Origin of the sequence: Chryseobacterium sp. KBW03, from assembly GCF_003852415.1 — a bacterium.
GTDB classification, from domain to species: domain Bacteria; phylum Bacteroidota; class Bacteroidia; order Flavobacteriales; family Weeksellaceae; genus Chryseobacterium; species Chryseobacterium viscerum.
In genome coordinates this window covers 341,897-359,862 of the sequence record NZ_QAJO01000005.1, presented here as the reverse complement: position 1 = coordinate 359,862, position 17,966 = coordinate 341,897, and the positions used below count along the sequence as shown (strand labels likewise).

The 17,966-nt window shown below is 36.4% G+C and carries 20 protein-coding genes; 9 read left to right on the top strand and 11 right to left on the bottom strand.

The features are described 5' to 3' along the window. The first annotated feature begins 109 nt into the window (after positions 1-109). The 5 genes from DBR39_RS13130 to DBR39_RS13110 all read left to right on the top strand — a co-directional run bounded on the left by DBR39_RS13130 (position 110) and on the right by DBR39_RS13110 (position 5,872). The gene (locus DBR39_RS13130; protein ID WP_228447830.1) at positions 110-736 is read left to right on the top strand and encodes a TetR/AcrR family transcriptional regulator; all 627 of its coding nucleotides are present in this window, start codon (positions 110-112) and stop codon (positions 734-736) included. Further along, complete coding sequence (locus DBR39_RS13125; protein WP_124533773.1) at positions 720-2,036, top strand: TolC family protein; 1,317 nt, start codon at positions 720-722, stop codon at positions 2,034-2,036. The genes DBR39_RS13130 and DBR39_RS13125 overlap by 17 nt, the downstream gene beginning before the upstream one ends. A 16-nt stretch (positions 2,037-2,052) precedes the next feature. After that, positions 2,053-3,156, top strand: a complete 1,104-nt coding sequence (locus DBR39_RS13120; RefSeq protein WP_124533771.1) for an HlyD family secretion protein — start codon at positions 2,053-2,055, stop codon at positions 3,154-3,156. Positions 3,157-3,299: 143 nt separating this feature from the next. Next, positions 3,300-4,877: a DHA2 family efflux MFS transporter permease subunit gene (locus DBR39_RS13115; RefSeq protein ID WP_124533769.1), complete on the top strand. Its 1,578-nt coding sequence runs from the start codon at positions 3,300-3,302 to the stop codon at positions 4,875-4,877. A gap of 398 nt (positions 4,878-5,275) precedes the next feature. After that, positions 5,276-5,872 carry a hypothetical protein gene (locus DBR39_RS13110; RefSeq protein WP_124533767.1) on the top strand — a complete coding sequence of 199 codons (597 nt, stop codon included), beginning with the start codon at positions 5,276-5,278 and terminating at the stop codon, positions 5,870-5,872. A 366-nt stretch (positions 5,873-6,238) separates the two neighbouring features. Here DBR39_RS13110 and DBR39_RS13105 read toward each other — a convergent pair whose 3' ends face one another. From DBR39_RS13105 to DBR39_RS13095, 3 genes are read right to left on the bottom strand one after another with little or no spacing between them, the layout of a single operon-like run. Next, positions 6,239-7,252, bottom strand: a complete 1,014-nt coding sequence (locus DBR39_RS13105) for a TQO small subunit DoxD (protein WP_124533765.1) — start codon at positions 7,250-7,252, stop codon at positions 6,239-6,241. Between the two features lie 54 nt (positions 7,253-7,306). Further along, a complete protein-coding gene (locus tag DBR39_RS13100; protein ID WP_124533763.1) occupies positions 7,307-7,663 on the bottom strand; it encodes a hypothetical protein in 357 nt (118 codons plus the stop codon). A 38-nt stretch (positions 7,664-7,701) separates the two neighbouring features. After that, positions 7,702-8,616, bottom strand: coding sequence for an alpha/beta hydrolase (locus tag DBR39_RS13095; RefSeq protein ID WP_124533761.1), 915 nt, complete (start codon positions 8,614-8,616; stop codon positions 7,702-7,704). A 165-nt stretch (positions 8,617-8,781) separates the two neighbouring features. Here DBR39_RS13095 and DBR39_RS13090 point away from each other — a divergent pair, with 165 nt between their 5' ends. Both DBR39_RS13090 and DBR39_RS13085 read left to right on the top strand, forming a co-directional pair. Next, positions 8,782-9,099 (top strand): MazG-like protein, encoded by a 318-nt coding sequence (locus tag DBR39_RS13090; protein WP_124533759.1) that lies wholly within the window; start codon positions 8,782-8,784, stop codon positions 9,097-9,099. After that, positions 9,099-9,659 carry a DNA-3-methyladenine glycosylase I gene (locus DBR39_RS13085; RefSeq protein WP_124533757.1) on the top strand — a complete coding sequence of 187 codons (561 nt, stop codon included), beginning with the start codon at positions 9,099-9,101 and terminating at the stop codon, positions 9,657-9,659. Before DBR39_RS13090 ends, DBR39_RS13085 begins: the two co-directional genes overlap by 1 nt. 122 nt (positions 9,660-9,781) lie before the next feature. Here the strand turns inward: DBR39_RS13085 and DBR39_RS13080 are convergent, their stop codons facing one another. Beyond that, positions 9,782-10,198: a hypothetical protein gene (locus DBR39_RS13080; protein ID WP_124533755.1), complete on the bottom strand. Its 417-nt coding sequence runs from the start codon at positions 10,196-10,198 to the stop codon at positions 9,782-9,784. Then, positions 10,191-10,568 (bottom strand): winged helix-turn-helix transcriptional regulator, encoded by a 378-nt coding sequence (locus DBR39_RS13075; protein ID WP_124533753.1) that lies wholly within the window; start codon positions 10,566-10,568, stop codon positions 10,191-10,193. Before DBR39_RS13075 ends, DBR39_RS13080 begins: the two co-directional genes overlap by 8 nt. A 91-nt stretch (positions 10,569-10,659) precedes the next feature. Here DBR39_RS13075 and DBR39_RS13070 point away from each other — a divergent pair, with 91 nt between their 5' ends. Then, entirely contained in the window at positions 10,660-11,190 is a 531-nt protein-coding gene (locus DBR39_RS13070; RefSeq protein WP_103233027.1) for an NAD(P)H-dependent oxidoreductase, read from the top strand. 46 nt (positions 11,191-11,236) lie between these two features. Here DBR39_RS13070 and DBR39_RS13065 read toward each other — a convergent pair whose 3' ends face one another. The 6 genes from DBR39_RS13065 to DBR39_RS13040 all read right to left on the bottom strand — a co-directional run bounded on the left by DBR39_RS13065 (position 11,237) and on the right by DBR39_RS13040 (position 16,793). Then, positions 11,237-11,689, bottom strand: coding sequence for a hypothetical protein (locus tag DBR39_RS13065; RefSeq protein ID WP_124533751.1), 453 nt, complete (start codon positions 11,687-11,689; stop codon positions 11,237-11,239). A gap of 2 nt (positions 11,690-11,691) precedes the next feature. After that, positions 11,692-12,165 (bottom strand): hypothetical protein, encoded by a 474-nt coding sequence (locus tag DBR39_RS13060; RefSeq protein WP_124533749.1) that lies wholly within the window; start codon positions 12,163-12,165, stop codon positions 11,692-11,694. Continuing rightward, positions 12,166-12,666, bottom strand: a complete 501-nt coding sequence (locus tag DBR39_RS13055) for a DUF2199 domain-containing protein (RefSeq protein ID WP_124533747.1) — start codon at positions 12,664-12,666, stop codon at positions 12,166-12,168. Positions 12,667-12,675: 9 nt separating this feature from the next. Continuing rightward, positions 12,676-14,145, bottom strand: a complete 1,470-nt coding sequence (locus DBR39_RS13050) for an FAD-dependent oxidoreductase (RefSeq protein WP_124533745.1) — start codon at positions 14,143-14,145, stop codon at positions 12,676-12,678. A 33-nt stretch (positions 14,146-14,178) separates the two neighbouring features. Beyond that, positions 14,179-15,765, bottom strand: a complete 1,587-nt coding sequence (locus DBR39_RS13045) for a patatin-like phospholipase family protein (RefSeq protein WP_124533743.1) — start codon at positions 15,763-15,765, stop codon at positions 14,179-14,181. Between the two features lie 128 nt (positions 15,766-15,893). Further along, entirely contained in the window at positions 15,894-16,793 is a 900-nt protein-coding gene (locus tag DBR39_RS13040; protein ID WP_124533741.1) for a CorA family divalent cation transporter, read from the bottom strand. Positions 16,794-16,866: 73 nt separating this feature from the next. Here DBR39_RS13040 and DBR39_RS13035 point away from each other — a divergent pair, with 73 nt between their 5' ends. Further along, positions 16,867-17,889, top strand: a complete 1,023-nt coding sequence (locus DBR39_RS13035; protein WP_124533739.1) for a 3-oxoacyl-ACP synthase III family protein — start codon at positions 16,867-16,869, stop codon at positions 17,887-17,889. Positions 17,890-17,966: the final 77 nt, after the last annotated feature.

Sequence of the window (17,966 nt, the reverse complement as noted above, 5' to 3'; positions counted from 1 at the left end):
GAAACAGTCTTTTGTTTACAATCAATTAAATCTATATTAAATAATCAATCAATCGTTTGATTTTAACAAAAACTTATGTAAATTTGCGCCCTGAAAAATGAACACTAACATGATTTCAAAAGAAGAAAATATATTATTTGCGGCCGAGAAACTCTTTGCAGAAAAGGGATTCGAAGGAACTTCCACCCGGGAAATAGCAAAAGATGCTAATGTAAATATCTCTATGATCTCATATTATTTTGGCTCTAAGGAAAAACTTTATGAGAAATTAGTGGAATACAGAATGAATGAAGGTCAGTTTTTTTCAAAAGATCTTTTGGGAAGAACAGATATCAACGAATGGCAGAAGATTGAAAGAGTAATCGATCAGTTTTCTAACAAGATCCGAACTCAAAAATGCTTTTACAGGATTATGCAGCGAGAGCAGCTGCACAGTAAAAATCCTCAGATTGTAGAATTTTTGAAGCAAACCAAAATGGGATTTCTTTCTATGTATTCACAAATATTGGAAAGCGGTCTTAAAAATGGAATTTTCACCAAAAACCCACCTATTTATCTGCTTCATTCTACCGTAAGCGGAACTCTGTTTTATGCATTCAATGCTAAAGAAATGTATAAAGAATTCCTGAACGAAACAGAAGACGAGGAGGCTTTTGACGAAAAATACTATACAGAACTTAATAAACATATAAAATATTTACTAAAAGACCTTTTAGGTTATGAAGAGAATAAATAACTCAGTGATTGCATTATCACTATTCGTAGGAATAGCAAATGCAAATGCTCAGGAGAAAAAAACACTTTCTCTTGACGAAGCCGTTCAGCTGGGAATCCAGAACAGCAAGAATCTCAAGATCGATGCAGCCAAGATCGAAGAGGCTACAGCTGATCTTCTGGAGGCGAAAAACAGACAGCTACCGGAATTGAAAGTGTCAGGTAGTTACATGTACCTTCCGATAAAACCCAATGTTGATATTAAACTTCCGGGGCTTTCAGGCGGAGCAGGGGGTCCTGAAGTACATCAGGTGCTTTATGGTTCTGCTAATCTTAGCGTTCCTATCTACAGTGGAGGAAGAATCAGATATGGGATACAATCAGCTAAATATTTGGTGGAAGCCTCAAAACTAACTACCGAGAACGATAAAACAGCCATTGCTTATAATGTTGCCCAGGCGTATAACAATTTATTTAAAGCCAATCAGGCGATCAAAGTTTTTGAAGAAAACCTGTCTGCTTCTCAAAAAAGAGATGAAACCTTCCTTAAAATGGAAAATAACGGTCTGATCGCCAGAAATGACAGATTAAAAGCAAATCTTCAGACTTCAAATATTGAACTTCAGCTGTTGGAAGCTAAAAATAACTACAATATTGCCAATATCAATATGGATTTATTACTTGGTATTCCTGAAACAACAGAGATTGAAGTAGATCAGAATTATATTGAAGAAGGAACAGAGGTAAAACCTGTTGATTTCTATGTTACTGAGGCCAGAGAAAACCGTAAAGACTTACAGGCTTTAGCACAGCAGAGAAAAGCTGCAGAATTAGGTTCAAAAGCTGCAAAAGCAGAAAACCTTCCTTCCATCGCATTTACAGGAGGTTATGTAGCAGCAGATATTCCTAAGTTTCTTACGGTCTACAATGCCGTTAATGTTGGGATTGGAGTTTCTTATAATTTATCCAATATCTGGAAAGAAAATTCTTCATTGAGACAGTACAAAGCGAGAGAAAAGCAACTTGCAGCTACTGATGAATTACTGAATGACAACATTAAGCTTGATGTGAACAGAGAATATCAGAACACAGACTATTCAAAAAAGAGAATTGTCGTTTTCGAAAAAACTGCTGAACAGGCTAATGAGAATTATAGAATTACAAAAAATAAATATGATAACGGTCTTGCAACCATGACCGAATTGCTGGATGCAGACGCCGCTCAGATCGCGGCCAACGTTGGCGTGATCAATGCTAAGGCAGATGCTGCACTTGCATACAGAAAACTATTACAGACAACAGGAACTTTAACAATTAAATAAGCAGATCGAAACCAAAATGGAAAATAATAATACACAGGCAATTGAACCTAAAAAGAAAAAAAGTTTAGTTTTTCCTATCATTTTAGCGGCAGTAGTAATCGGAGGAGGAATCTACGGTTACAGAGCCTTCACTTACGGACAGTATCATGAAGAAACTGACGATGCTCAGATTACTTCCAATATGGCTCCTGTGATTTCTAAAATCTCTGGCTATGTAGCTCAGGTAAAGGTAAAAGATAATCAGTTTGTAAAGAAAGGAGATACTTTGGTGATTTTGGACAACAGAGATCAGAAAATGGCTCTTGAGCAGGCTCAGGCAGCACTATCTACAGCCAAAAGTAATATTTCAAATGCAGAAGCTACCACAACGGCTACTTCAAAAAATATAGGTTCTTCAGAAGCTGCTGTAGTAACTGCTAATGCTCAGATAGAAGCTGCGAAAGTAAATATTTGGAAAACTACTCAGGATCTGAAAAGATATGCTAATCTTGTGAAAGACCACTCTATTACAGAACAGCAATATGAGCAGGCTCTGGCTGCAAAACAATCAGCAGACAGACAGCTGCAGGTTTTGATTGATCAGAGAAATCAAATTGCTCAGCAAACCCATATTGCTTCTTCTCAGACAGCAGCAAGCTCACAACAAATCAGTGTTGCAGGGTCTGTGGCAAAGCAGAGAGAGGTAGATGTTGAAAATGCAAAATTAAACTTATCATATACCGTAATCCTTGCCCCTGAAGATGGACACGTAGGAAAAGTATCTACTCAGGCAGGTCAGTATCTGCAGGCTGGATCACAGTTGTTTGCTTTGGTTAAAAACGACCAGAAATGGGTAGTGGCCAACTTTAAAGAAACACAGGTTGATAAGATGGTAGAAGGACAGAAAGTGAAAATTGAAATTGATGCTTTTCCTGACCAGAAATTTGATGGAGTAGTAAGCTCTTTCTCTCCGGCTACAGGAGCTACTTTCTCTATACTTCCTCCGGATAATGCGAGTGGTAATTTCGTAAAAGTAGTTCAGAGACTTCCTGTGAAAATTGATTTTGTAAATCTTGATAAGAATATTGCAAAGAGATTGAGAACAGGTATGAACGTGAAGGCAGAGGTTGCTTTGAAATAACATTTAAAATTGTTAAAAGTCAATGAACTTCGTTTTTAATAGTGAATCAGTTTTTATAGTCATTTTAATATAAACTGCTTTATAATTCACGATTCACTTGCGAAGCAAAATTCACCATTGATTTTTTACATCGTAAAAAACTTATGCAAGATTCATTAGTAGAATATGGAGCGCGTAGAGTGATCATTACGATTACTGCTATCCTTTGTGCCCTTCTTGAAATTGTAGACTCCACGATTGTCAATGTTGCCTTGAATGAAATGAAGGGGAATCTTGGATCTACACTTTCCGAAGTGGGATGGGTAATTACGGCTTATGCCATTGGTAACGTAATTATAGTACCGATGACGAGCTGGCTTTCCCAGCAGTTTGGGCGTAGAAATTACTTTGCGGCATCCATCATTATATTTACCATATTTTCATTTTTATGTGGAAATGCGACCAATATCTGGGAACTCGTGTTCTTCAGATTGATGCAGGGAATCGGTGGGGGAGCCTTATTGGTAACTTCACAGACGATCATTACGGAATCTTATCCGATTGAAAAAAGAAGTATGGCTCAGGCTATTTATGGTCTGGGAGTAATTATCGGCCCTACCTTAGGTCCGCCTCTTGGGGGGTATATCGTTGATAACTTCAGCTGGCCATATATTTTCTATATTAATATTCCGATCGGAATTGCGGCCACTTTGATGACACTTCAGTTTGTAAGAAGTCCGAAATATGCGGAAAAGCGTAAAGTTTCGGATGTCGACTGGATTGGAATTGGTTTACTGGCAGTAACGGTAGGTTCATTACAATTCATTCTGGAAAGAGGACATGAAGAAGACTGGTTTGAAAGCGGAATGATTGTAGCATTTACTGCAGCGGCAATTTTAGGATTTATATTATTCCTTTGGCGGGAACTTACCTTTAAATATCCGATCGTTGAGCTCAGGGTGCTTAAAAACAGTAACTTAAGAATCGGAACAATGATGTCATTCGTGCTTGGATTCGGACTTTATGGTTCCACGTTCATCGTTCCACTCTATACACAGAGTATTTTGGGATGGACGGCACTTCAGTCAGGAGCATTAATGATTCCGGCTGCATTGACAACCGCCTTTATGATGCCTATTATCGGCAGACTATTAGCAAAAGGAGCAAAACAGCAGATCCTGGTTTCATTAGGTCTCTTTATCTTCTTTGTCTATAGTTTCTGGGGATATAAAATTCTGACACCGGATACCAGCAAAGATGCCTTTTTCTGGATGCTGATTGTAAGAGGGGCCGGTCTTGGATTATTATTTATCCCGATTACCTCTTTATCACTAAGTACCTTGAAAGGTCAGGAGATTGGTCAGGGAGCAGCCTTTACAGGAATGATGAGACAGTTAGGAGGTTCATTTGGTATTGCTGCCATTACAACATTTATCGCCAATGCAGGTCAGAAATACAGGAATAATCTGATTTCCCATCTGGACGAAAATAGCTTTGAAGTTCAGCAGAGACTGGCTGCGCTAAAGGCAAGCTTTATCGCAAAAGGAAAAACGCCTGATGAGGCCATGAATGCCGCTTATAAAATGCTTGATTTGTCTGTAACCAAACAGGCAACAGTATTGTCCTATATGGACGTATTTCTTTACCTTGGAATCGTATTCCTGATATGTATTCCGTTTATCTTACTCGTAAAAGAAAGGAAAAGCAAAGAAAAAATAGATTTGAGTGAAGCCATGCACTAAATTGTAAATAAAAAAGCCTTCGAAATTTTCGAAGGCTTTTTTTTATTATACAGATTGAATATATTAACACAAGATATTAATTTACAGTTTCTTGTTAAAATAAAAATAATATCACTTATTGGAGAATTTATTTATTTTTTTTAGTTTTACATAACCAAATGAAAAAATATGAATAGATTCCCTCAACCCGAAGATACCTTTTCAAAAAGTAGAGTCTTACTCTATTACCGGACTTTGATCTGAAGAGTATTTGTATCTCAGCTGATCGTATTTTACCCTTTACGATACTTTTTTATCTATAAAAGAAATAGTCTTATTTCCGAAAGGATGTATGAATACTATTTTTTCTTTCATACTAATCTTAACCATGATCTCAAAACACTTACAAAACATTAAATATGAATCAAATACAACTTCCGGAGACCTATCTGGCATTATCAGATTTCAGGAAAAATGATATTTACCTTCCTGAAATGAATCAGGCTCAGATTATTTCAGATTTTTTCCCAGGAACCTTTACAGAGCTTACCCAACGTCTGTCAGATATTACAGGAGCGTTTTATGGAGGAATGCTCAAGCAGATCGGAAAACTTTACGGAGCAGAAGCTATTGAGCAGCTTTCCAGTATTTTTATGTATGATCTCGGATCTAGAATGGCACTGAGGAACCTTGAAGCAAAACCTAATCTGCAGCCCGGTATTCCGGCTGTGGCAAAAATATTGATAGGAGCAGTTTTTACATCCAGTCCCGAATATAATTTTGAATTTAAAGAATTAAATGATCACAGATGCGAATTGCTGATTAAAGGAGTAGACCGTTACCACAAAATCACCCATAGCCTGCAGATTGCGGGTTTGCTGAAATGGCCGGTCATAAAGCCTTTCATACAGGGAGTTTGCGATACCATGGGACTGGATGTTTTACTTGAAATAAAAGTCCTGAAGCTTGATCCGGACAGCTCATGCAGTTATCATGTCATTGTCTCAGAAAAATAGTAATGAAAATAATAATTTTAAATAGTAAAAAAAAAGCGGACTTTAGTCCGCTTTTTCTGTAAATGAATATCTAATGGCTTTAGTCAAAGTGCATAAAGCATCTCGCAGATTTTGCTAATTCTGCAGATCTTAATTTTAATAAAATCATAATCATGGAGAAAAAATTCAATAGGAATGGGCTAAAGCCCATTTGCAAAAGAACAATACCTTCAATTGGCTTTAGCCAAAACATAAAATCACACACACTTTAACGATAACATTATCAAAAATATCAGCAGTATTCAATTTTATCGGAGATAAAATCCTTGCGTCTTATAACATATTTATATGAACTTTCTGCGCCTTTGCGTACACCAACAAAATATTTTATTCAATCCTCTCTATCCACTCAATACCACTTACATCAATCAGTTTCAGGGCATAAATTTCACTTTTCAAAAGAATATCATCAATATTCAGAGTTAAATCCGCCTTTGCTCCCAACGGAATAACAAGACTATGTTTTCCTGGTTTTACTTTGGTAACGTAATGGTTTTTTATATTGTCTTTAGAAAAATCGGAAAGTTCTTTATGGTTCAATTCTTTTAAAATATTTCCGTTTTTGTCCAGAATATGTATGCCTATCAGAAAAGAACCATAGACATCAGCACCTTCCGTTCTGTACACTTCAAATGTCAGATCCGAATTGCTATGGGAGATATTTGATATTTCCAGCTTGGGTTTTACCGATTTATTATGTAAGGTTCCCCATACGCCTCCATGAAAATATTGATTGGTAAAAAGAGTTAATCCGAATATAATGAGCGAGCCCGCAAAGACAATCGTTTTAGGTTTTGAAACAGGCAGATCTCCCGAACCCAACCATGGGAAACTTTTTTTTTGAGTAAAATTCTTGTTATTTTTTATGAAATAATAATCGATTGAAAAAGGACCGCTTCCGGTAAGAAACAGAACAAATCCGCCTGCGACTCCTAGAACTCCTATCTGCCACTCATCAAGACAGGTTGTGCCCAGCCATCCGGATCCTAGAAGGATTCCAAGGGCAAGACTGAAGATCCCAATACTCATCAACCGGGTAAATAATCCAAGGATAATCAATAATCCTACAATGGCTTCAATAATGGTGAAAGTAATCATGGATCTCTCTAAAGCATCGGGATGGGTAACCAGATATTCAATAATGGGTTTTATTCCGAGGGCATTGGGTAAAAAATGATTGAATTTTTCCCCGATATATCCCTGTTCATCGGGAATAAGTTTGTTTTCAAGGATAAGTCTGCGCCAGAAAGCTGAAAAGTAAGTCCATCCGATAACCATCCGGAGGGATAATGTATATAATCCGGCCAGGTCCGAAGACGGGCTGTTTATGATATGTTTCATTGAAATTAATATTGTTATTGTAAAAAACTGATTTTTAATGAGGCTTAAAAAAGTTTAAACCAGATTAAGTTTCAGTCTTTTAAATAAAATATATTTCGGTGGGCTGTTTCCTGTAGAATGCCCTGAATATTGATTGAAAAAAATCTTCTCTTCAAAAGAGTTCCCAGCATCGAAATAAATATCGGAAAAAGATTCTTTGTACCGGCTCTGAACTTTATTTTTTAAAACTGAAATTCCGGAGGAAGCAGATGCAGAATCACAACTGAAGGAAAGAGATGAGGTTGTTTTTACTTTATTGAGGCCGCTGATGTACTGAATGTCAAAAATATCAAGAACATTTCTTTTGACAGAACATGGAGACAATGAAAACACCAATATAAGCATCGTAATGACAGCTTTATAAGTTTTCATATGAAGTCCTGAATGGGGCATAATTACAAATCTACACTTTATTTTAATGTAAGCTTTATAAATTGTAGTAAATCGTCCTGCTGATCTACAAATAAGTAATGGGAGCAATTATCAATACGCTTGAAATTTTTCTTTCTGACCATATTTTTAAGATCATTTAGCTGGTTTTCTGAAAATATTCCGTCATTTTTACCATAGACCGCAAAAATGGGAATTCCTTTTTTCCGGATGTCTTTTAAAACAGCGGTATTATCCAGATTATTCTGAGGTTCATTTTGATAAAACTTCAAAGGAGAATCGGGGTTTCTTATGTTGTTTTTGTAAAATTCACCTGCTTTGTATTCATTCCTTAGCATTTCACTTTCGGGGGTAGGATGGGGCATATCGAAGAATCCCAGTTTTCCGGCCATATCATAACATCTTTTTCTATAGGCAGCAGAATTTTTGTTCAGACTTTCTATTTCCGAAATTTCTTTGAGCTGCGCAGGATCATTTTTAAAATGTTCTCTGGCTTGTTTTAAAATATGATCGTAGGTTTCCTGCTGAGTAAATAATGCACCTGCAAGAGTCAGACTTTTTACTTTTTCAGGAAATTGTGCCGTAAATAGAGTCCCGATAATTCCGCCAAAGCTGTGGGCAAGAATATTGGCTTTTTTGATGTTATAAGTTGTGTAGATTCCTTTTAAATCCTCAAAACTTTCTTTGAATGTCATGGTTGCATTTTCATCCTTTGAACGCCCTTCACCGCGTCTGTCATAGACAATGACATAAAATCCTTTGTCAGCAAGATGTTGAGCCGTTGTTTCCTCAAATAAAGTTGCATTTCCGCTTGGCCCGCCATGAATAAAAATTATAGGAGTATTTTTCGGATTTCCATACGCTTTAGAATATAAATTCTGTGATTTAAAAAACATTGAACATATAATGAAAAGGATGGAAAACAGTGATTTCATGACGGTTTTTTTGAACTCTCTAAACTACTAAATATTCTCCGAGCAGAAGGAAATAAAGTGATCTGAATTATTATTACATTTAAAAATTGAAAACACTACTGACGGACAGTTGTCACAGTTCCGGTTTATCTTTACATTCTCAAAGTTTAATAAAAACAACAAAATATGGACACCAATAATTTTGATACCATCATAAAACGTTCCTTAGACATCAGAGAAAGATATCATCAGCTGGAAATAAAAGGCAACGGAAAAGAATGGACTCCGGAAGAAGATGCTCTTGCTTATCTTACCGATGCAGGATTGGTAGGAAGAAATGTAATGTCTCATCAGAAAACATGGCTGAAAAAAGATTCAGCGGAAGAATTAGAACATAAATTAGCAGAAAATATTTGGTGGCTGATTGTTCTGGCAGATCGAACAGGAATTGATATTAAAGAAGCGATGGAAAATTTTTTAACTAAAACGGAAAATATATTCTAATGAGTTATTGTTTAGCAATAGAAGGCATGCAGCCCGAAAGCAGAAAAGAACTGCACAAAAATTACCATGACAACTATTATGGGTTTCCTATTCATGATGATAATGAGCTGTTTGGAAGATTGATTCTGGAAATCAACCAGGCAGGATTAAGCTGGGAAACCGTTCTGAAAAAGGAAGACAGTTTCAGAAAAGCTTATGATCATTTTGATATCCAGAAAATAGCGGCTTATACAGAACAAGACCGTGAAAGATTGCTCGGTGACCCGGGAATTATCAGGAATAAACTCAAAGTGAACGCTGCGATAGAAAATGCAAAAACCATCATTGAACTGCAGAAGGAATTTGGTTCATTTGAAAAATGGCTGGAACATCATCACCCCAAAACATTGCAGGAATGGATGAAATTATTCAAGAAAACCTTCAAATTTACAGGTGGAGAAATTGTCAACGAATTTCTCATGAGTACCGGATATTTGAAAGGCTGTCATACCGAAACTTGCCCTATTTACGGGAAGGTATTGGAAAGTAATCCGTTATGGAATAAAATGGAAGATAAATAGAAAAACTGATCAATATATAATTTTAAATTCCTGCGGAATGATAATCGGAGTACTTAGGTTATTCGCACATTTCATCATTCTGTAGGAATCTGGCTTTATCAATTTTTATAAAAAATATTTTATTAATAACCATATCCCACATATCTAATATCTTTTTGGCTGAAGAATTTTTTAAAATCTTCTACTTCTTCATCTATTTTCTGTAGAGCATCAACCAATAAATGTTTTTCGAATGTCCAGGATTGCCCGGTATTAAGATTGGTCCATTTTATATACTTATTTTCAATATGATCAACCTGGATTCCTCTAAGCCAACCACTGCACTCAGGGATTCCACAGCAACATGAAAATATTTTAAATTCACCATCAGAATCTATACTTTCATAGAACTCTCCGATATCAATAATATCCTCTTCTGCATAAGGCTTTTTATTATTGAGTGTTATTTCTAGCTGGCCTTCCATATAGACGTCGTTTTGGCTTGTTTGGCTTGCCATTACGATTAATTCCAGATAAAATGAATCTAATTCCTCAGTCATTCTTTGAAGCTTTTTTCATCAATTCCTTATGCTCATTTCCCCATTTTTCAAACTCCAGGATAATGGGTTTCAGTTTGTATCCTATTTCTGTAAGCTCATATTCTACCCTTGGCGGAACTTCTGCATAGACTGTTCGGGTAATAATCTTGTCTTCTTCCAATCTGCGAAGCTGAAGCGTAAGCATTCTTTCGGTAATATTCTGAAGCTTTTTTCTAAGTTCCCCGAATCTCATTTTCCCATTGATCAGATAGCAGCAGATTGCCAGTGCCCACTGCCCTCCGATCGTGTTGGATGCATAGATTTCCGGACATTCATCAGCAAGTGCCTTTTTATTGGCAAAATTGGTTGAAGTTTCCTTTATTTTAGTCATTACTTACATTTTTTATAGTACCATACAATAGGTTGCTAATGTACGAAATGTAAGTTACGTGTTGTAATTTTGTAGCAGAAATTTAAACATAATGAAGACCTTAGTAATTGTTACACACCCAGATATTGAAAAATCAGCCATTAATAAAAAATGGATTGACGAATTGAAAAAATACCCTGAAAAATATACCGTTCATCAACTGTACGAAGCTTATCCTGATGGAAAAATCAATGTAGCAGAAGAACAAAAACTGATGGAGTCTTATGACAAAGTCGTATTTCAGTTTCCTTTTTACTGGTTCAGCAGCCCGCCGCTTTTGAAACAATGGCTGGATGAGGTGGTTTTATATGGCTGGGCGTATGGAAGCAACAGTGGTTTTAAACTGGCCGGAAAGAAAATGTCATTAGCAGTTACTGCAGGAATAGATGAGGAAGGATACTCTACCTCCGGAGAATATAAATACACGATGAATGAACTCTTCAGACCTTACGAACTGACTTTTGATTATATAAAAGCAGACTATAAAGAACCTTTCGTCTACTACGGAATTGAAAGAGATTCTTCCGATGAATGGATCAACAGAAGTGTTCCGATGTATCTGGAATTTTTGGATAATTTATAATGATATAAAAAGTAGGTTGAAACTTTGAATGTTCAATGTGTTCGGCCTACTTTTGAATATATTCAAATGGCTCGACATTCCAGTCCTGCACATATTTTTTTATCGTATTACTGTCAATATTAAAAGGGACATCCTGATATTTCCAGCCTTTTGAAGGAACTTTTAAATCTATAAGATAGTTTTCAATCGAGTAGATATCAAGTATCGCTGAATTATCAGGTTTTATAGAATCAAAAATCATAAGGAATTTGTCTCCTTTTTGATAAGAAAAATTAGCAGTTTTAGAATATGTAATACCATTAACATGATATTTATAATCTATTCCCACCCCATTATTGTTTTTATAATGCCAGTCTGAGGTGGTTTCTCCAATTGTATATTTAGGGTTTTTGAGTATGTTATTAATTCCTAGACTGGCACTGATTAAACAGAATATAATAAATAGGAAAACGACTATCAATACAACAATATGAAAATTTTTTAAGATCAATTTTTCCATACTCAATTAATATATTTTTCATTGAACTTTTGCAGATCTGTCGCCTGTTCCTGAAAATATTCTTTGAACTTATCTGAAAGATTTTTTTCTTTAAATTTTACAATAGTGTACCCGCTATCAAAAGCAATAATTTCTACAATACTTTCCTGAATTAAAAAATGATTAGGTTCCCAAACACTTGTATCTTCAGCAGATAATCTGGATACTAATGAAGTATCTGGTTCAATATTATCTTTTACGGCTGATATTATTCCCCAAATTATCTGAGTATTGCTTTTATAAAGTTTTTCAAATTCCGGATTATTCAAAATAAAAAAATCTTCATCAAAGTTAATGGGAAGAGGCTGATCAGAAATAAAATCTAAATCTGTCAAAATCCATTTATAAACAACGAGGTCATCCCATATAGGTTTCAAAACCTCCTGAAGATTAGTATGGAATTTTACCTTTTTTGTACTTCTGATAATCCAGTTCATCTATTCTCTGTTTAAAACCCTATTGATTCTTTTCTCCGCTTCCTCTTTTGTAATTCCATTATAAAAATCATGTACAAACGGATGATCATAGCTTTCATGCGGAAAAACAAACGGCCGGCCGATAGAATTATTTACCACCACTGTTGTAGGAATACTTTCTTCAAAATCATAATCCGGAAGGTAGGTAGAAAGCCACCCGAAATATTCAGCTTCAAATTCCTTATTGTCATAATTTTCAACATATTCATCAAAGCTCTTTTCACTCAATGACACCCAGATTCCATAATCCAGATCCCTGCAGTCATCTGTAACTTCCTGTATAAGAACGGTACGGATAAATCTATGAGTATAATCAGAATCTTCAACAACACATAAATCTGAACTGAGCTCAGCATTTTTTAATTCTTCATCGGATAAACACGAATAGAAATAGGGTTCGTTATAGGCTAGCGCAGGCCAGTCTTCCTTTTCTTCCCCACAGCATTGGCAGATGTATTTCATACTATTGTTTTATTTATAATGTTGGTAAAATTTATTATCAAAAAGTTCCTGAGGATCATACTTCCTTTTCATTTCAAAAAAAGATTCTGCCTGTGGATAGACCTTTCTCATTTTCTCTCTGCCGATATGAAGGCGGTAAGGAAGATAAAAAGTACCCTCGTTTTTCAGGGTAATATCTACCAGTTTGTTGGTGAGAACTTTCATGGCTTCTTCCTGCTTCTCTGTTTTCTTCTGGTTAAAAAGTAATACAAATCCGAAAACATGCTCTCTGGCGTAATTCATATAGCTGTTTTCATCCTTATTCACTGCGCGGATGGTGATGTTCAGGAGATCCAGCCCGGAGTTTCTCAAAACAGGTTTTATATCTTTAATAAACTGATTGAAATTTCTATCCGGAATAAAATATTCCTGCAGCAAATCGGTAGAATTCGGGTCTTTATTTTCAATGAGAGAAACATGATCGTTAAGGAGTTCATTTCTGGAATAAACAGCATCTTTAGTCATTTTATTCATTCCCGTTTCCAGATCCCATCGCAGCCTTTTTCCGTATTCACTGTTTACGGTACTACGGAAAACAAGACGCTTCGTTTCCGCGTTTTTAGCATTTTGAAGGGGGAGCGGTAAGGGCTTTTCATTTGCTTTTTCAAAATAATTGATGGTAGCTTCTTCAAGGAAATGTTTATCAGAAATTCTCAGTCTTCCGAAAACAAGATTAACATTCGGATTTTCAGAAACAAATTTTTTGTAATAATCGGTATAATGATCAGAACTCAAGCGGACATATTTATACTGAAGAGCAAGGTTGTCAACCACTTTTAATTTCACATCAAGAATAATCCCGAAAAGTCCATAACCACCGATTACCAGTTTAAAAAGCTCCGGGTTTTCTTCTCTGCTGCAATTAAGAATTTTCCCCTCTTGATCCATCAGTGAAAGCGAAACTACACTAGACGAAATGGGAGGAAGGTTTTTCTGCCATCCGTGACCGTTGACACTCATAGATCCGCCTACTGAAAAAGAACTGAAAGCCTGCATTACGGCGATAGACTTTCCATGTTTGTCCAGGTATTTGATAGCGTCTTCCCAAAGCGCACCGGAACCGATGGTAAGAATGTTGGTCTTTTCATCCAGTTCCATATGTTTATAAGGGAGCATATTCAGCAGGATGCCGTCAGGGTATATGGTATGTCCACCCATACTGTGCTGGGCGCCGGCAATAGAGATTTTTAAATGTTTTTCTTTAGCATATTTCAGGATCTGACGAAGCTGGTTTTCAATTTCAGTTTTAGAAGCAGGAACTTTGATCAGCGTATCAATTTTTGTTAAATTCAGCTGGCTGGCATCATTCGTATATCCTTTGGGAATTTCGTTTTTAATACCAGATTCGTTCCATTTTGTTTTAAGAACATGAACAACCGGAATAGCAATGAAAATAAGGACCATAACGATCCCTAATATAAAAAAATGTCTCTTTTTCATGGAAATTTAAAAAGCTAAAATACTTAAAAATCCTTATCCCACCGTAGGTGTATCCTCTTCTTTCAGTATTTTTTTATCCTTCATGGTAAGCATCATTCTTTCATATTTGTATTTTTCCCAGTTGAATCCGTTGAGAAAATCAAGGGCAGCCTGAAAGCCTCTGTTGAAAAGCTCTTCCTTTTCTTCTCTTTTCATAAAGAAATTCAGCCAGCTGCTGGTACCGCAGTTCACGGTTTGTATACTGTAGAGTTTATAGAAAGTATGTTTTGTCAAAAATGTCTTGTCATTAAAACCTTTCAGGGTATTGATGATATTTCCGGCATAGCTGAAGGGTGTTTTAAGAATTTCTTCACTGGTTTTTCCTTTTTCAGAAAGAATATCAGAATCACTCGTGAGCTGAACTCCAAAAAGGGGCATTCTGGGATAGAAAACTTCATCCGCATGAAACAGATCAATCGGAAAATTGGAAATACTGCCTCCATCAATGAAAACCCCTGCGGGATTAATATCTTCCGGCTTGGTATTCATCCAATATTTCCAGGCGTATTTTACAGAATCTTCGTTGGTATTGATTTGTTTCTGAAAAGGCTCAAAGAAAAAAGGAACGGCCATAGATGCTCTTACAAATTCAGCCGGACTGATGTGTTTCAGTTCCTCTTCGGACCAGTATAGATTGGCCATAATCGGAAGCTGTACTTTAATTTTAGCATTGATATCAGTGGTAATCACAACATAATCAGACTGAAGAAGGTAAAACGGATTGTTTTTATAATAATCATTATTGACAGCACTTTCGTAGAAAATTCTATATCGGGTCTGATCAATATGTTCCTGATTTTTGATTTTAATCTTTTCGATGCTCTGCAGGGCCATCAAATAATATTCCTGCCCGTTTCCATAGCGATAGTTGAGGTTGAGTTCCTTTTCTTTCTGAATGAATTTTTCGTTGAGGTGGGCAACTGTTTTTATTCCAAAATGATCCAGTGCATTTTGCATGGTATTCTGAAAAACGTTTCCGGGATTAAGACCGCTGTTTTCTTTCCTGAAATTGTTGTACAGCTTTTTAATGCAGAAAAAAAGAATGACAGCCGGAATCAGAGGAATCAAAAACATCAGTTTGGCATTCAGTATGGTTGTTGAAGATGCCAGGAAAGGAATGCTGACCAAGATAATGAACAGAATTGCGGCAATAACAGCATTGATCTTAAAGAAATCTTTGTTGTTCAGCATCGCGTGGAGGGTTGTTTTTACATAGGTTTTCCCATCCATAAAATCTGAAAAATCCCAGCTGAAGAGAATATCTTTAATCAGCTCACTTTTGGCTTCTTCTTTGGTTTTACAAGCAGCGATAAGCATGGTATTGATTGCTCCTGCACTCGTTCCTGCTACTTTCAGAAATCGGACACCGAATATTTCCAATCCATAAAGATAACCCACCAATGCGCTTCCCCAAACACCACCACCTTCCTGGACGAACTCCACATATTGATTTCCTGAATGATCCAGCAGATCAGAAAATTCTTTTGCTGAAATGGTCTCATGCAAAGCAATCAGTTTTTCCTTAGATGCCTGCGAAAGAGAATGATCTTCCAGAATTGTGTTAAGGTTTTCAGGGGTCATGATATTTTGTTTTGATGGTGTGTAGTCCTTGCGGGTAGAGGAGAAGTGATCTCTAATCTAAAATAGTCAGCGGGTTTAAATTTTATAGGAGATAAAATCTATGCGCCTTTGCGTTCATATAAAATTAATTACCACTGCTTGCGCCTCACATAAATAAATGTACTGATCATAACAGTAGCCATGACTCCCAGCGTTATAAAATATCCGTATTTATGATGAAGTTCAGGCATATTATCGAAATTCATCCCATAAACCCCGGCAATAAAGGTGATTGGTAAGAAGTAAATAGAATAAATAGCCAGCACTTTCATGACCTGGTTGGCCTTCTGATCCGAAAGTGCCAGGAACATGGAAATAAGGTTGGTAATCTGAGTATTTAAATGATCAAAATCTGCCACTACATCTTTATGTTTATCCTTTAAATCTACAATTTCAGAATCCTGGAGATTCAATAATTTGAATTTATCGATCGCATCCGTAGAAATTATCAGTACCCGTGAATTCAATCCTGATTTTCGTTTCAGCTTATAAAGACGGCGGATCTGGCTGGTATGATTGGTGTTTTTAAGGAAAATCTCATTCTCTATATTGTCCATCGTTTCGAAAAGACTCAAAGATTCGTCGTCAAAACTTTTCATAATCAATATGGCGATCATCAGAATGATTTGCTGAGGAGTAAGGTCTTCCTGAATCATGGAAACTTTTTTCTTCACCTCGGAGATACTTCTTGTTTTCATCCTGTGGATGGTGATAATGGTATTGTCTACCAAAAAGATCCCGATCTTGGTGCTGATATCACTGATCGTATTCAGATTCTTTCTTTCCAGTTCTGTGCTTTCACGGAGTAAGAAGAACTTTACATTTCCGTCTTCTTCATATTTGGGAAGGTGATTAGGATCCATGGTATCTTCCAGAAGAAGATTGTTGATTTCGTATCTTTCATGAAGAAATTTCAGGTCTTCTGCAGTAGGAGCCTCCACATCTACCCATTCGCACTGGGAGGTTCTGTATATCGTATCAATTGGCATAAAGTAAAAATACTAATATTTTGAAAAAGTATGTGTTAAATAAGTTTTATCTTTGCCAAAATTAAAAAACTATATGATTAAAAGTACAATAAAAGGTGTGGGATTTTATGTTCCAGATAATGTTGTTACCAATGATGATCTGGCAGAATTAATGACCACCAATGATGAATGGATTACGGAAAGGACAGGAATTAAAGAAAGAAGGCATCGTAAGAATAGAAACGATTCTCAGGAAACGGCTGCTTATCTAGGATTTAAAGCTTCTGAAAAAGCCCTTGAAAAAGCTGGTCTTACTGCGAAAGATATTGATTATATTGTTTTTGCAACACTTTCTCCGGATTATTATTTTCCTGGATGTGGAGTATTGCTTCAGGATATGCTGGGATGTGATACCATCGGAGCTTTAGATGTAAGAAATCAATGCTCGGGGTTTGTATATTCTATGAGCGTTGCCAATGCTTTTATTAAATCAGGAATGTACAAGAATATTCTTGTTGTAGGAGCAGAAGTTCATTCTTTTGGATTGGATTTTTCTGATGAAGGAAGAGGGGTTTCTGTAATTTTTGGTGATGGGGCAGGAGCAGTAATACTTTCTGCTGCAGAAGATGAAAAAGCAGGAGATATATTAGCTGTCAATATGCATTCTGAAGGGAAATATGCCGATGAATTGTGCACACAGTTTCCGGGTTCTAAGTTCGGATGGAGTGACAGGATGAGAAAGGAACCTGAGAATGTTACCAATAAAGAAGTGTATCCTATTATGAATGGAAACTTCGTTTTCAAACACGCTGTAACAAGATTTCCGGAAACGATGATGGAAGCCCTGAATAAAGCTGGAAAAACGGTTGAAGATCTTGACATGTTTATCCCGCATCAGGCCAATCTGAGAATTGCTCAGTTTGTTCAGCAAAAATTTGGATTACCGGATGATAAAATCTTTAATAACATCCAGAAATACGGAAATACAACGGCTGCCTCTATTCCGATTGCTTTAAGTGAAGCAATTGAGCAAGGGAAAATCAAAAGAGGAGATCTTGTACTTCTTTCAGCTTTCGGAAGCGGATTTACGTGGGGAAGTGTCCTTTTTGAATATTAATAAGTAAAGAACCCTCTGGTTTTCACAGATACCACAACTGGAGACGTGAAAATACCTTTCCTCTGGAGGGGTGGCGA

What these genes read in the sequence shown, in the direction of transcription:
- DBR39_RS13130 (WP_228447830.1), top strand. Translation starts at nt 110, where the DNA reads ATGATTTCAAAAGAAGAAAATATATTATTTGCGGCCGAGAAACTCTTT.
- DBR39_RS13125 (WP_124533773.1), top strand. Translation starts at nt 720, where the DNA reads ATGAAGAGAATAAATAACTCAGTGATTGCATTATCACTATTCGTAGGA.
- DBR39_RS13120 (WP_124533771.1), top strand. Translation starts at nt 2,053, where the DNA reads ATGGAAAATAATAATACACAGGCAATTGAACCTAAAAAGAAAAAAAGT.
- DBR39_RS13115 (WP_124533769.1), top strand. Translation starts at nt 3,300, where the DNA reads ATGCAAGATTCATTAGTAGAATATGGAGCGCGTAGAGTGATCATTACG.
- DBR39_RS13110 (WP_124533767.1), top strand. Translation starts at nt 5,276, where the DNA reads ATGAATCAAATACAACTTCCGGAGACCTATCTGGCATTATCAGATTTC.
- DBR39_RS13105 (WP_124533765.1), bottom strand. Translation starts at nt 7,252, where the DNA reads ATGAAACATATCATAAACAGCCCGTCTTCGGACCTGGCCGGATTATAT.
- DBR39_RS13100 (WP_124533763.1), bottom strand. Translation starts at nt 7,663, where the DNA reads ATGAAAACTTATAAAGCTGTCATTACGATGCTTATATTGGTGTTTTCA.
- DBR39_RS13095 (WP_124533761.1), bottom strand. Translation starts at nt 8,616, where the DNA reads ATGAAATCACTGTTTTCCATCCTTTTCATTATATGTTCAATGTTTTTT.
- DBR39_RS13090 (WP_124533759.1), top strand. Translation starts at nt 8,782, where the DNA reads ATGGACACCAATAATTTTGATACCATCATAAAACGTTCCTTAGACATC.
- DBR39_RS13085 (WP_124533757.1), top strand. Translation starts at nt 9,099, where the DNA reads ATGAGTTATTGTTTAGCAATAGAAGGCATGCAGCCCGAAAGCAGAAAA.
- DBR39_RS13080 (WP_124533755.1), bottom strand. Translation starts at nt 10,198, where the DNA reads ATGACTGAGGAATTAGATTCATTTTATCTGGAATTAATCGTAATGGCA.
- DBR39_RS13075 (WP_124533753.1), bottom strand. Translation starts at nt 10,568, where the DNA reads ATGACTAAAATAAAGGAAACTTCAACCAATTTTGCCAATAAAAAGGCA.
- DBR39_RS13070 (WP_103233027.1), top strand. Translation starts at nt 10,660, where the DNA reads ATGAAGACCTTAGTAATTGTTACACACCCAGATATTGAAAAATCAGCC.
- DBR39_RS13065 (WP_124533751.1), bottom strand. Translation starts at nt 11,689, where the DNA reads ATGGAAAAATTGATCTTAAAAAATTTTCATATTGTTGTATTGATAGTC.
- DBR39_RS13060 (WP_124533749.1), bottom strand. Translation starts at nt 12,165, where the DNA reads ATGAACTGGATTATCAGAAGTACAAAAAAGGTAAAATTCCATACTAAT.
- DBR39_RS13055 (WP_124533747.1), bottom strand. Translation starts at nt 12,666, where the DNA reads ATGAAATACATCTGCCAATGCTGTGGGGAAGAAAAGGAAGACTGGCCT.
- DBR39_RS13050 (WP_124533745.1), bottom strand. Translation starts at nt 14,145, where the DNA reads ATGAAAAAGAGACATTTTTTTATATTAGGGATCGTTATGGTCCTTATT.
- DBR39_RS13045 (WP_124533743.1), bottom strand. Translation starts at nt 15,765, where the DNA reads ATGACCCCTGAAAACCTTAACACAATTCTGGAAGATCATTCTCTTTCG.
- DBR39_RS13040 (WP_124533741.1), bottom strand. Translation starts at nt 16,793, where the DNA reads ATGCCAATTGATACGATATACAGAACCTCCCAGTGCGAATGGGTAGAT.
- DBR39_RS13035 (WP_124533739.1), top strand. Translation starts at nt 16,867, where the DNA reads ATGATTAAAAGTACAATAAAAGGTGTGGGATTTTATGTTCCAGATAAT.